Genomic DNA, 13,361 nt, shown 5'->3' on the forward strand with positions numbered 1-13,361 from the left:
GGAAGAAAATGGCGAAGTTAAATTACGTATCGTATACGAAGAAGAATCTCGTCGTATCGTAGGTGCACAAATGGTATCACGCGTTGATATATCAATGGGTATCCACATGTTCTCATTAGCGGTACAAGAACAATTAACAGTCGACAAATTAGCATTATTAGACTTGTTCTTCTTACCTCACTTCAACCAACCATACAACTACATCACTAAAGCAGCTTTAAAAGCTGAATAATTAAATCTATAATAATTGAAAAAGGGCAACCCTCTTAGCTAACGTCAGCTAGGAAAGGTTGTCCTTTTTTCGTGATGTTGGTAATCCTATAGATGGTCTAAGAAGAAAGTGGTCATCATATCCATGGTTTCTGTCTTAACTAAATGATCTTCATCCTCGTGTACAAAAATGATATTGTCCAAGTGGTTGTTGTCTTTTACGAACCCCGCAGTCTGGTCATAAGGAACCCGCCAATCACGTTCGCCGTGCCAAATCAAGAAGGGTCTACCCGCTAAGCTGTCAACTTGGGTGGACAAATCATACCGGTCAACCCAAGCCGTCAAATCTCTTAAATCATCTGGCACAAACCGGTTAAATGTTCTGCTGGCATGTTCAAGCAGTCGTTCTCGGTATTGGATAGGGGTAGGTGACCCCATCATACAAGACGCTACTTTAATTTCTGGATGGTGGGTCAGTAGAGCAGACGACGTAAACCCGCCCATAGAAGTCCCGCCAACCCCAATCCGGTCATCTAGAATTAAGTTCAGTCTTTTGAAGTGTTGGATAATAGCCCCAAATTCAAATAAGTTACTTTGGATACTTTGCCAAAAGGTTAAAGACGGAATAGCGGATACTGGTTGCTTACGTCTACCATGGTTCATGGCATCTGGTAATATCACACGAAAACCGACTTGTGCTAGTTTACGTCCTTGAGTTAAGTTTAATTCTTTATTTGACTGCCAACCATGGTAATAGACAATCAATGGTAGAGGGGCATTGCGGTCTTGTACAGGGACAACTTCAAGTAAAGGTATCTCACCGATATGTCGTCTTCTAATGGTTGTTTTCAATTGTTCTACCTCACAATCAATTGTTTCATATTTTGTTCACCTGTTAGCATAGCGACAGGTCTAGGAGAATGCAAATATTTAGAATTAGCTAACGTTAGTAGACTAAGCTTGCTTTTATATGCAAAGAAGTTTGCAAATGTTGCTCTTTTTAATTGAGTAAACTAGTCAAAAGTATAAAGTTATTGTATGATAGAGAAAGATGATAAGGGTTTCAGGAACTATAGAAGTTCTGAAACAAAAAGTTAAAAAATGGGGGATATTTATGGAAACGAATACAAAAGACATGCCTTGGCTAGATACAAGTTTAGAAGCAAAGAAACGGGCAGAATTGTTAGTAGCACATATGAATATTGATCAAAAAATCCAACAATTACATGGTGCAATGGAAACTATTGATATCTATGGCTCTATGAGTGAAATTACAGATGAAGAAGAAATGGCAAGGCTAGCTAGTCAAATCCGTGTAGAACGTCACGTTAAAGCCAATGAAGAATTGGGTATACCACGTTACCGGATTACAAATGGACCAGTTGGTGTTGGTATGGGAGACGGTACACCAAGCCCCAAAGCAACAGCCTTACCAATGACAATCGGTGTTGCAGCAACATTTGATCCAGAATTAGCCTATGCTTACGGTGATATTATTGGTGAAGAAACTAAAACATTAGGCCAACATGTATTAGAGGGTCCAGCCGTGTGTTTACACCGTCTACCCATTTCAGGTCGTAACTTTGAATACTTTTCAGAAGATCCATTCCTATCAGGTGTGATGGGTGTTGAAATCACTAAAGCGATTCAAAGTCATGATGTAATTGCTATGGGTAAACACTTTGCAGTAAATGACCAAGAAGATGAACGCTTCCGCTATTCTGTGGAAATCGATGAAAATGTTCTGCGTGAATTATACTTACTACCATTTGAGATGTTAGTAAAAGATGGTGAAGTAGCCTCTATTATGTCGGCATATAATCGATTACGCGGTACTTATGCCACTGAAAATCGTTACTTATTAAATGATATTTTACGTAACGAGTGGGGCTTTGAAGGATATGTTCAAACGGACTTCTGGTCAGCACGTTCAGCTGCTGCTTCATTAAATGCAGGTTTAGACCATGAAATGCCTGATGCTAAGTGGTTAAATGAAACGAATATTAAAGCTGCCTTAGCCGACCAATCTCTTGAAGAGAAGACAATCGACCGAGCATTAATCCGTCGCTTCACGCAAATGTTCAAATTTAATGTCTTTGAAAGTGAATATAATCCGGGTGAAATTGATGCTGAGACTAACGGCCAACGTGCACGTCGCATTGGAGAACAGTCAGCTGTCTTATTGAAAAATGATAAAAATATTTTACCACTAGATCCTAAAACACACGACAACATCTTAATTGTTGGTCAATCAAAATTTGCTGAGTTTGCCACTCAAGGTGGCGGTGGTTCTTCTAAAGTGGACCCATTATATACAGTTGCGCCTAAACAGGGAATGGAAGATGTTTTAGCCGGTTTAGACAGTCACACAAAAGTAAATGCTTTCATTGTTGCGGATGATTTAAGTAACTTAGCAGAGGCGAAAGAAGCTGTAAAGGATGCTGATGCAGTAGTCATTATGGCCGGATTAGTCGCAACAGAGGGAATGGATATGCAGAAAGCTCACCAACCAAAAGACCAAGATACAATGGTAGATGCATTACTTGGGTTAAATGAGCAAACGGTTGTTGTATTAAAAGATTCAAGTCCAGTCGTATTACCTTGGATTCATAAAGCTTCGGCAGTATTAGAAGTATGGAATCAAGGGGTTGAAGATGGACATGTTGTTGCTGATTTAGTATTTGGTAATGTAAATCCATCTGGTAAAGTCCCAACAAGCTATCCAGCTCGCGATGAAGAAACTATTTTTTACGGACATGCTGAACGTCATCCAGGTATCGATGAAGGGGAGGGTTTCCCAACAATTCGTTACTCAGAAGGATTGGAAATGGGTTACCGCTGGTACCAAGGTCAAGATATTAAGGCAGGATTTGCTTTTGGCCATGGTTTATCTTATACAAGTTTTGCAATTGAAGAAGCTAGACTAGATAACTTAGTGTCAGATGGCCACGCTCCAATTAATATTCAAGTTACTGTAACAAATACTGGCGACCGTGATGGTGCAGAAGTCGTACAAGTTTATGTTGGCATTCCAGTTGACGGACAACCGCCGATGCGCTTAGTAGGCTTCAAGAAAGTACACCTAGCTGCTGGGGAAACAACTGATGTCACAATCACCATTGACCCATTCGCTACTAACCATCCACTAGGTGTGTGGGATAACAATGCCCACGACTTTATCATTGAACCTGGTGATTACAAGTTCTATGTAGGAAATGCAAGTGACAATACACCGTTCACTTTAACGCACACAATTCAATAAAATTTAACTTATCACAACTGGAAAAGAGTATCTGTCATTTTCCAGTTGTTTTTATGTATTTTTGATTTAGATTCTACTAAAGGATTTCTAGAATTTGCGATACAATAGAGGAAAGAAGCACAATAAAGGAGATGTTGAAAAATGGAATTACAAGATTACATGAAGATATTAGAAAATATTGGCGCAGCAGTTTTTGCTACGGTAGATAGCGATGGGAAGCCACATACGAGATTTGCTAATATTGGTGTTGCAAATGAAAATGGTATTTTCTTTATGACAAAGCCAGGTAATGAATTCTATACGCAATTAAAAGATAACGAAAATGTGTCTATTTCAGGTATGTCCAATGATGAAAATGGCATTCAAGCTATTACGGTTGAAGGTAAAGTGCGTGAAGTTGACCAATCATATTTAGAAGACATTTTAAAAGATAATCCTTACGTAAAAGATGTCTATCCTGATGAAGAAGACCGTAAATCAGTGGTTGCACTTCAAGTATATGAAGGCAGTGGTTTCTATATGAATCTAAAAGCACATACTAATGGTACATTTGAATTTTCAGCAAATTAATATAAATTAACCTTTTATATAGAAGGAAATTGTAATTAGTCAATAAAGTTAGGGGAATTATATGGGGAAAAGGAAGAATAGAAATACTGAAGCTTACTACCAGAATCCAACTAGACAAAAATGGATTGGCTGGATAGTGGGCGGGGCTAAGGTTATTTTGTGGACATTAGTTTACACGCTAATTGTCTCGCTTCCTCAACTATATGTGATGTATGGTAGCCTTTTAGACAATACTTGGATAACAATCCTAGGAATTGTCAGCATTATCTATATGTTTGCAGTGAGCTATTGGTTCTACCGTCGTTATCAAAAGAAACATCCTGAAAATGTTATAAGTTTAACTTGGGATGATGTGCTTAAGGACTTAGGGATATTTGCAGCAGTTTTAGTGTTTAAACTAGCAATGTCTTATTTAATGTCAGGGATTTACGGTGAAGAAACTACTGTAAATGATGAGGCAATCTTTGGATTACTTGCAGGGAATACCAACATACTGTTAGCCTTGAATCTTGGATTAACTGTTATTACGATGGCGCCAGTAATGGAAGAAATTATCTTCCGCGCCATGATCAGTAAAGGCATGTTTAAAGATAAGAATTTTACGGTAGCAATTATATTGTCATCAATATTCTTCTCAAGTATGCATCTGTCAGGTAATATCATTTCATTTATTATTTATGCAGGAATAGGAGCAGCTTGCTTCATGGCTTATTGGCGGAAGAAAAATATTAATGACGCCATCCTAATTCACTTCTTGAATAATTTACCGGGTGCTATCATGTTAATATTTGGTTTATATTAGTGATAAATTTATAAAAAAGACCTCTTTGAACGGTGGTGTAACTTTAAAAGCACTTGTTTAAAGAGGTTTTTTTACGCTATTTTTAAGTAATGTTACATTAATGTTACGAAAATATAGCTTTTTTATTTTAAATACAAACGAATAATTTGGATTTAAGACTTTTTTAAAAGGTTGATTTATTAACCTTCTTAATAGATTATTAATATTTTAAAATAATTCTAGTCTAAAAAAGACAAAATTAATCTAAAAGTATTACCTAAATATAAGGAAAAGTGTAAGAAAGAGTAAATAATTTGTAACCTGATTGTTACGGAAAATTGCGGCTCGCTTGTATATAATAGCTATTGTAATCAGTAATTTCAGGGGGTAGAAATTTAATGAAGTTTTCAGTAAAAAGAATGGTAGGGACATCGTTAGCGACGTCAGCGGCTTTAGCAGCCTTTGCAACCACTAATGTTTCAGCAGACGAAGTATATACAATCGAATCAGGTGATACTTTATCTGCTATTTCACGCAAATTTGACTTATCAATTGCAGACTTAATAGAAGTGAACACAATCGATAACCAAGATTTAATTATTGCAGGTCACTCTTTAAATATTCCAACTGTTGATGCACCAGTAGCAGCAAGCACAAAACGTGTTGCAGATGCTTCTAACGTATACACAGTTGTTGCAGGTGATACCTTAAACAAAATCGCTGCAGATTTTGACACAACAGCACAAAACTTACGTGATTTAAATGGTATTTCAGGTGATTTAATTTTAGTTGGTCAACAATTAAAAGTTAAAGGTGAAGTAGCTCAAGAAACAACAGTAGAACAAATAGCTCCTGTAGCTGAAGAAACAGTTGAAACGGAAGTAGAAGAAACTGTTAACAACTATGTAGCAGATGTAAATGGCAACTACACTGTAGTTGCTGGTGACTCTATCAATAAAATTGCAGGTCAATTTGGCGTTTCAGCGTCTGAATTACGTGTACAAAACAACTTATCATCTGACTTGATCTTAGTTGGTCAATCGTTGGCTATTCCTGGCTTAGCTGCAGCACCTGCTGTTGAAGAAGCACCAGTAGTAGAAGAAACTGAAACGGTTGTTGAAGTAGCATCTGTTGAATCAACAGTAGCTACAGAAGAAGCTGAATTTGCACCAGTTGCAAATTCAGTAGAAGAAACTGAAACTGCTGACGCAGAAATCGAAGCACAAGTTGCAGCAGAAGAAGCTTTAGCAGCAGCAGAAGAAGCTTTAGCAGCAGAAGAAGAAGCGCAAGCAGCAGCAGACGCACAAGCGGCAGCTGAAGTAGAGGCTCAAGAGCAAGCGGACGCAGAAGCAGCAGCTCAAGCGGAAGCAGAAGCACAAGCAGCAGCGGATGCACAAGCAGCAGCCGAAGCAGAGGCAGCAGCTCAAGCAGAGGCAGCAGCTCAAGCACAAGCAGCGGTAGAAGCAGCAGCTCAAGCAGCGGCGGAAGCTCAAGCAGCAGCGGAAGCAGAAGCAGCAGCTCAAGCAGAGGCAGAAGCCCAAGCAGCAGCCCAAACACAATCAGGTAATGTAACAGCTTTATTAAACAATGCTTATGCACAAGTTGGTGTACCTTATGTATGGGGTGGTAAATCTCCTTCAGGTTTCGACTGTTCAGGTTTCGTGAACTATGTTTACAAACAAACTTACGGTGTTAACGTAGGTAGCTATACTGGTGAACAACAATATGCTGGTCCAAAAATTGCAGTTTCATCTGCGCAACCAGGCGACTTAATTTTCTGGGGTTCTTATGGTTCTCCATACCACGTGGCAATTTCATTAGGTAATGGACAATACATCCATTCACAACGTCCTGGTGAAACAGTTCACTCAGAATCAATTAATCCATACTGGGCACCATCATTTGCTGTAAGTATGGCTGCTTATAACTAAGCAATCATTTAAATAATAAATACTAAAGGTCGAGATGATTACCCCCCTCGGCCTTTTTTTAGTAGAATTTTTTTAAAATCCAGCGCGATACTAAAAGGGGTGAAAGCCCTTTAATAGGCATTATTGGCAATTTCACCTAAAGGTGTTAAAATAAGGTGATAAGTTCTAGCTATTTTTCCAAGATCAGATGTTCACAATCAAGGAGAGCAAATTAATGAAAAAAATATTAATCGTTGACGATGAGAAACCAATCTCAGATATTATATCCTTCAATCTAAAAAATGAAGGATATGAAATTGATACCGCCTATGACGGCGAACAAGCTTTAGAAAAATTTGAATCATTCCAACCTGACTTAGTAGTATTGGATTTAATGTTACCGAAAATTGACGGTTTAGAAGTGTGTCGTCAAATTCGTAAAGATAGTCAAGTACCTATTATTATGTTAACTGCTAAAGATAGCGAAATTGATAAGGTATTAGGACTAGAGTTAGGGGCAGATGACTACGTTACTAAACCATTTTCTAACCGTGAATTAACAGCTCGTGTAAAAGCGAATATTCGCCGTACAGCGGTAGTTGCTGAACCAGTAGCGACTGATGAGGCAGCTGAGAAAGATAATATTATTGAAATTGGCGATTTGTTAATTCATGAAGACGAATACATTGCGTCTAAAAATGGGGAAGATGTGGAGTTAACACATCGTGAGTTCGAGTTGCTACATTATCTTTCACAACACATTAACCAAGTAATGACCAGGGAGCATTTGCTTCAAACAGTTTGGGGTTATGATTATTTTGGTGACGTTCGTACAGTGGATGTGACTGTTAGACGTTTACGCGAAAAAATCGAAGAAAATCCAAGTCATCCTAAGATTTTAATTACCAGACGGGGCGTTGGTTATTTCCTTAAAATTCCAACTCAAGAATAGAGGTCAGTCATGCCAAAAACAAGGAAGAAATCTGGGATTCCTTTTTTCAAATCTATTCATTTTAAAATACCCGTTATTTTTATATTAACGCTACTAATTTCGCTCCAAATTGTCGGAGCGTATTTTATTCGTTCGCTAGAAACGGAAATGTTAACATCCTTTGATGACCAAATAACGAGTCAAACGACGTTTATCGTTGATAATATTCAATCGGTGATGGAAGATGAAGATTTGAATGAGGATGAAAAAGAGACGCAGGTGAATTCAATTTTGCGTCGCTTTAATAATGATAGTGTATTAGAAATTCAATTATTCGATAGCAATGGTTTCTTATTAGCTACTTCAAACCCCACTTCGCAAGCCTATATTGGGCAAAGAACGGTGGATGAAGATATAGAAGAAACGTTATATACAGGTATTCGTAGTGAAACGTCAGGATATGATTCCAATCAAGAAATCCGCATCAAAAAATTTGTGACACCAATTTTTTCTACAGCATCTTCAGGCGCCATGATTGGTATTTTAAATGTGACTGCAAATCTAGAGACTATCTATAGTCAGATTCAAAATATTATGTCTCTATTCTTGATTGCATCAGGTATTTCACTTGTATTTACGACAGGATTAGCGGTGTTAATCTCTAGTCAGATCATCAATCCACTACAAAAAATGCGCGATCAAACCAAGCAAATTGCTGAAGGAAACTATTCAACTACTTTGGATATCAATTCAGAAGATGAGATTGGGCAGTTGGCAGAATCTATCAACTACCTATCTGTTCGTGTTGGAGACGCACAAGACCTAACTGAAGCAGAGCGGCAACGATTGGATTCAGTCCTACGTCATATGACGGATGGGGTTATTGCCACCGATCGACGCGGAAAAATTACCATTATTAATGACCGGTCATTGAATATTTTAAACAAGACGCAGGAAGAGGTTATTGGAGAATCTATTATTGAAGCCCTAGACCTTTCTGACCGTTTTTCATTTAGAGAATTATTTGACCAACATGAATCCATCCTACTAAATTATGCGAATGATGAAGGGGAAACAATTATTCGCGCTGAGTATTCAGTTATTCAACGAGAATCTGGTTTTATTTCCGGTTTGGTTTGGGTATTAACGGATATTACGGAACATGAGAAGATTGAACGTGACCGCAAGCAATTCGTTTCAAATATTTCACACGAGTTGCGTACACCACTAACGAGTGTGCGTTCATACAGTGAAGCATTGGTTGACGGGGCCATTAAAGATGAAAAAGTAGCGGTTGAATTCTTGAACGTTATTCAAACTGAAACTGACCGTATGATTCGGATGATTTCAGACTTACTACATCTTTCTAGAATGGACGCTAAGCAACAGGTGATTAATCGAGAGTTGATTATTTTCAAAGACTTGGTAAACCATATCTTAGACCGATTTGATATGATGCTTCAATCTGAAGATTATGAAGGTAAGAATTATATTATTAAACGTGAATTAATGGAAGAAGAGGTCTGGGTAGAAATTGACCAAGATAAGTTAATTCAGGTTATCGATAATATTATGAATAACGCCATTAAATACTCGCCAGATGGTGGGACAATCTATGTCCGTTTAATGTCTACTCATAACCAACTGGTCTTAAGTATTCAAGACCAAGGTTTGGGTATTCCTCAAGAATCTATTCCACATTTATTTGATCGTTTCTACCGGGTAGATAAGGCGCGGTCACGTGCCCAGGGTGGTAGTGGTTTAGGATTATCCATCGCAAAAGAAGAAATTGAATTGCATAATGGGACAATTTGGGTAAATTCGATTGAAAACAAAGGAACCACATTCTTTATCTCACTTCCATTTGAGGAGTTTGATAGTGATGATTGGGCAGGGGAGGATGAATGGGCCGATGAAGAAGAATAAATGGAATTGGATCCTTCATGCGATACTTGTCCTACTAGCGCTTGTATCGGTTGCTGCTTCAGTCAGCAACCTCTATGGGCCTAGTGCCTTAAATGCCTTGTTTAGTCAGACTGATCAAGAAAATAATGCAGAAACTACTACTGAATTGAATAATATGGCGATTTCTAATGAAACAACAGACGGAAATTCGACTGAGGAAGTTGAAATTACTGCTTCTCAAACCCTTATATTACATAATGGGGCTGGCGAGTATGTAGGCATTAATAATATGTCTGCAATCAAAGAATTGAAACATGTGGCTGCGGGCTTTGATTATGAAAATAATGTTGAAGAAGATTCTGCTTATAACATTCGAAATTATGTGCAAACTCAAGCATATGTTGAAGATAAATTAATCAATGAGACCCCAATTAATTTATTAATTGCGGATGTCACTAGGTTGCCACAAGAAGTCCAAGAAATGACGGTTACCTCTTATGTATATATCATGGATACTAATGAAGTTTATTTGATGAATGAAGTGACGAATACTGCTTATTCATTAACGATATCAGATAGTATCGATGATGTGATGGCACGTGTCGATAATTATTTAGCTACTTATGATGATCAAATGTCTCCAGTAGAACCCGTAACGTTAGCAAACGGCTTGTCATATGTGACAAAAGAAGCGGAAGAAATCGACAGGTTAACCTATTTACAAGAGCGACAACCGACAACTTATTTCTTGAATCACTTTTTCGAAACGCCTGAAGATATTCATGATTATTCAATGAATAATATTTCTCGTTACTATACAGAAGGACGTCAATTAACGATTAATATGGAAACTTTCGAGGTAGTCTTACTACAAGAAAATGCTGAAGTTGAGGAAACAACTCTAAACCAACAGATTGAAGTAACTTCTGCAGCTATGGCAGATATTCTAGCTGATCAAACTTCGTGGCTATATGCTGAGGCTAGAGGTGAAGAGAATGAAATGGTGACCTACCGTAAGTACATCAATTCACTTCCTGTGTTTGGTAATAATTACGTGTCAAAAACACAATTTGTTATGGCAGGTAATACGATTCAAAATATCTACATGTCAGCATTAACTATTCAAACGCAAGTAACGGACTTGTCTGAATCATTTACTGTTATGAGTGGTGTGAATGCCTTAGATTTGTTGAATAATGCGGGTTATCCGAATGAAGATATTTCTGAATTAATACTAGGTTACCGTTGGGTACAAAATCCTGAAACAAGTCGTTTAGTTGAATTAGTCCCATCATGGCACGTGCAAATTGGTAATAAGTGGTTTATGCTGGAAGACTTGATTGATATGGACCAGTATCCTTCTCTAAAAACTAGTTATACAGAGTCTGGTGAGCCTGTAGACTTATCTGTTTACTTTGAAAACCTTGGACAACAAGTGAGTGAAGAAGTAAAAACTCAACTAGATGAAAGCATTTCGGAATCATTTTCTTCAGAAGTGGTGGAAACTGAATATTCACAAGTTTTAAATCCACCACTATCTGATAGTAATGGTGATGGGGAGGGGAACTAGAAATGAACTTTAAAAAAGTAGAGATTATTTTTATTCTAGCCTTCCTCATTCTAGATGTATTTCTTATTAATATATTTATCAATAAATATGTTGGTACGCCAAGTCAAGCAATTGAAAATCAGTCGATGGATATTGTGACAGAATTCAAAGCAAATAATATTCAATACGATGAAATTTCAGACGAAATTTTACGAATACCCTTTTTACGGGCATTGAATACGACTTTAAATGAAGAAACTGTTTCTGAACTAACTGAAGATACACAAAGTGTTGAAGTAAATGCCAACCAAATTCTGGCACAAATTAATACACCTATTCAATTAGAAGGCGTGACTGCTGAGACACCATCAGGTGAGCTTTCAGATAGTGCCTTATCAAGTTTAAATCAGTTTATTAATAGCGAAGTATACCAAGGCAGCCAATACCGCTTTATAAGTTATGATAAGTCAGCTGGTAAGGTTACTTATATGCAAGAAACTGCTTCAGGCGCAGTGGTTGCAGATGGTAATGGAGAAATTATTTTTCAAGTGAATGATGATTATGCTGTTTATGCCTATGATCAAACGATTACTGGAGAAACTGCGACTCAAGGTGAGGAACGTACTGTAATTAGTGAACAACAAGCCTTAGAAAATGCCTATTTAAACAACAGTATTCCAGATGAGTCTATTATTTTGCGTTCATTCTTGGCTTACCGCGAAACCTTAGCGCTTGATGAAATAACCCTCTACCATCCGGTGTGGACTTTATTGATTCTAACAAATGAAGGCACCACTCAGCGCGTATTTGTAGATGGTATCAATGGGGCAATTATGACCCAGTAATTGGAAAGAGGACGATTGATGTTTCAAAATTATCAAGAAAAAACCAGTAATCATCGGCAACATTTAGCTGTCATTATATGTAGTTTAATTGCAATATTTATTTTATCAGGGCATGAGAATGATGTACAAGCTGATGCAACAGTGAGTGATTATTCGTCAACAATAAATGTTCAAGCAGACGGAATCATGCAACAAGAAGAAACAATTGGATTTAATGTGAAGGGGACGGTTGAGGAGTTTAACCACCGAATTGCGCTTACAGATATGAGTAAGCTAGCAAGTCTATCTGTTGATATGAAAAGTGTGAGTGCTGATTCATACTTCACCTTTGTTGAAAGTGATTCTAACGAAGTGGGAACCTATACTGTTTCAAATAAAGAAAATCAAGCAGTAGATATCAAAATTTTCAATACTGTAACCGATGCACCGCATGTGACAAGAGTTGCAACTGAGATTAATGATGCGTGGACAAATTATTCAGAGTCGACAATCTTAAAAAGTAGCTTCTTAGCCCTACCTTATGATGCTGATCAGGCAACCATGACGGTGAATTTCCCGCAAGCTGTACCTGAAGATCAAAGCGATATCATTATTTCAGGACCTGGAAAAACAAATTTGCAATGGGCGAACGATAGAAAGTCATTTACCTTAACGGTTGATGATTTGAAAGCTGATGAAACAGTAGCTATCCAAATGTACATGCCTGTTTCAATACTAGCTGATAACCAAAAAGTAGGTGCTGATTCAGAAGGGCAATCTACTATTGAGGCGATGCAGGCGAGTCAAGCAGCGGTGACCAGTTTACAAAAACGTCAAAATATACAAATTTGGGCAGTTACAGCTAGTTTATTTGTGCTTATTTTAGCGTATACAATCTATTTATATGTGAAAAAACGTCAAATTGTGATTGCTGTACCAACGAAAAAAGGCTTTGTCGCTAGCCAACCTAATGCTTATGGTCCACAAACGGTTGCTCGGTTAATAGGGAAAAACTATTCAGACAGTCAAAAAATTGTCTTGTTAGTGTTAGAATTAATTGAAGCTAAGGTATTGGCTGCTCACTTTGAAGTGAATAAACGTGGCCAATTAACGGATATTCAAGTATCAACATTGAAACAGGAAGTCAATAATCCAGCAGGTCAATTATTATTAACGAGGCTTCAAGAAAATACTCAAACCAGTCGTGATGTGGTGTCTTTAAATGACTTAGTTTTTAACAATACGGGCAAGGTGACGATGATGTCACGATTTGGCCGGAAATTAGTCCGTAAGATTAACCAAGTAGCTAAACAACCCTTAACCAAAGATGGTGTTTATAGTAAAATGAATCAAGTATACATGGCTATTCTTACCCTTTATATGGTAGCATGGTTATTTGGAACAGGATTCGTCATTTAT

Annotated in this window: 10 protein-coding genes and 1 pseudogene; 10 read left to right on the forward strand and 1 reads right to left on the reverse strand. The window is 37.6% G+C overall.

The genetic code is table 11. The features are described from left to right. A pseudogene (locus ACRCJ0_RS05385) lies at nucleotides 1–232 on the forward strand (H2O-forming NADH oxidase); the annotation flags it as partial. An 86-nt stretch (nucleotides 233–318) separates the two neighbouring features. On the opposite strand, the gene ACRCJ0_RS05390 reads toward ACRCJ0_RS05385, so the two are convergent. Further along, nucleotides 319–1,062 (reverse strand): alpha/beta fold hydrolase, encoded by a 744-nt coding sequence (locus ACRCJ0_RS05390; RefSeq protein WP_417894254.1) that lies wholly within the window; start codon nucleotides 1,060–1,062, stop codon nucleotides 319–321. A gap of 262 nt (nucleotides 1,063–1,324) precedes the next feature. Here ACRCJ0_RS05390 and ACRCJ0_RS05395 point away from each other — a divergent pair, with 262 nt between their 5' ends. The 9 genes from ACRCJ0_RS05395 to ACRCJ0_RS05435 form a co-directional block, all read left to right on the forward strand. Continuing rightward, nucleotides 1,325–3,472: a beta-glucosidase family protein gene (locus tag ACRCJ0_RS05395; RefSeq protein ID WP_417894253.1), complete on the forward strand. Its 2,148-nt coding sequence runs from the start codon at nucleotides 1,325–1,327 to the stop codon at nucleotides 3,470–3,472. Between the two features lie 141 nt (nucleotides 3,473–3,613). Then, the gene (locus tag ACRCJ0_RS05400) at nucleotides 3,614–4,042 is read left to right on the forward strand and encodes a pyridoxamine 5'-phosphate oxidase family protein (protein WP_026466545.1); all 429 of its coding nucleotides are present in this window, start codon (nucleotides 3,614–3,616) and stop codon (nucleotides 4,040–4,042) included. A 61-nt stretch (nucleotides 4,043–4,103) separates the two neighbouring features. After that, on the forward strand, nucleotides 4,104–4,844 hold the full coding sequence (locus tag ACRCJ0_RS05405; protein WP_026466544.1) for a CPBP family intramembrane glutamic endopeptidase: 741 nt from the start codon (nucleotides 4,104–4,106) through the stop codon (nucleotides 4,842–4,844). A 377-nt stretch (nucleotides 4,845–5,221) separates the two neighbouring features. Next, nucleotides 5,222–6,754: a LysM peptidoglycan-binding domain-containing protein gene (locus ACRCJ0_RS05410; protein WP_431389732.1), complete on the forward strand. Its 1,533-nt coding sequence runs from the start codon at nucleotides 5,222–5,224 to the stop codon at nucleotides 6,752–6,754. 214 nt (nucleotides 6,755–6,968) lie between these two features. Continuing rightward, entirely contained in the window at nucleotides 6,969–7,685 is a 717-nt protein-coding gene (gene yycF / locus ACRCJ0_RS05415) for a response regulator YycF (RefSeq protein WP_417894250.1), read from the forward strand. A 9-nt stretch (nucleotides 7,686–7,694) separates the two neighbouring features. Further along, nucleotides 7,695–9,590 (forward strand): cell wall metabolism sensor histidine kinase WalK, encoded by a 1,896-nt coding sequence (gene walK / locus ACRCJ0_RS05420; protein WP_431389733.1) that lies wholly within the window; start codon nucleotides 7,695–7,697, stop codon nucleotides 9,588–9,590. Continuing rightward, complete coding sequence (locus ACRCJ0_RS05425; RefSeq protein ID WP_419971642.1) at nucleotides 9,577–11,139, forward strand: hypothetical protein; 1,563 nt, start codon at nucleotides 9,577–9,579, stop codon at nucleotides 11,137–11,139. The genes walK and ACRCJ0_RS05425 overlap by 14 nt, the downstream gene beginning before the upstream one ends. Nucleotides 11,140–11,141: 2 nt before the next feature. Next, complete coding sequence (locus tag ACRCJ0_RS05430; protein ID WP_431387680.1) at nucleotides 11,142–11,963, forward strand: two-component system regulatory protein YycI; 822 nt, start codon at nucleotides 11,142–11,144, stop codon at nucleotides 11,961–11,963. An 18-nt stretch (nucleotides 11,964–11,981) separates the two neighbouring features. Next, nucleotides 11,982–13,361: DUF2207 domain-containing protein (locus tag ACRCJ0_RS05435; protein WP_431389734.1), on the forward strand; the 1,380-nt coding region annotated here is incomplete at its 3' end.

This window comes from Aerococcus sp. L_32 (assembly GCF_050689315.1).

Bases quoted from the DNA above. Each gene is read 5' to 3' on its own strand.
- ACRCJ0_RS05405 (WP_026466544.1), top strand. From the start codon at position 4,104: ATGGGGAAAAGGAAGAATAGAAATACTGAAGCTTACTACCAGAATCCA.
- ACRCJ0_RS05410 (WP_431389732.1), top strand. From the start codon at position 5,222: ATGAAGTTTTCAGTAAAAAGAATGGTAGGGACATCGTTAGCGACGTCA.
- ACRCJ0_RS05395 (WP_417894253.1), top strand. From the start codon at position 1,325: ATGGAAACGAATACAAAAGACATGCCTTGGCTAGATACAAGTTTAGAA.
- yycF (WP_417894250.1), top strand. From the start codon at position 6,969: ATGAAAAAAATATTAATCGTTGACGATGAGAAACCAATCTCAGATATT.
- ACRCJ0_RS05430 (WP_431387680.1), top strand. From the start codon at position 11,142: ATGAACTTTAAAAAAGTAGAGATTATTTTTATTCTAGCCTTCCTCATT.
- walK (WP_431389733.1), top strand. From the start codon at position 7,695: ATGCCAAAAACAAGGAAGAAATCTGGGATTCCTTTTTTCAAATCTATT.
- ACRCJ0_RS05400 (WP_026466545.1), top strand. From the start codon at position 3,614: ATGGAATTACAAGATTACATGAAGATATTAGAAAATATTGGCGCAGCA.
- ACRCJ0_RS05425 (WP_419971642.1), top strand. From the start codon at position 9,577: ATGAAGAAGAATAAATGGAATTGGATCCTTCATGCGATACTTGTCCTA.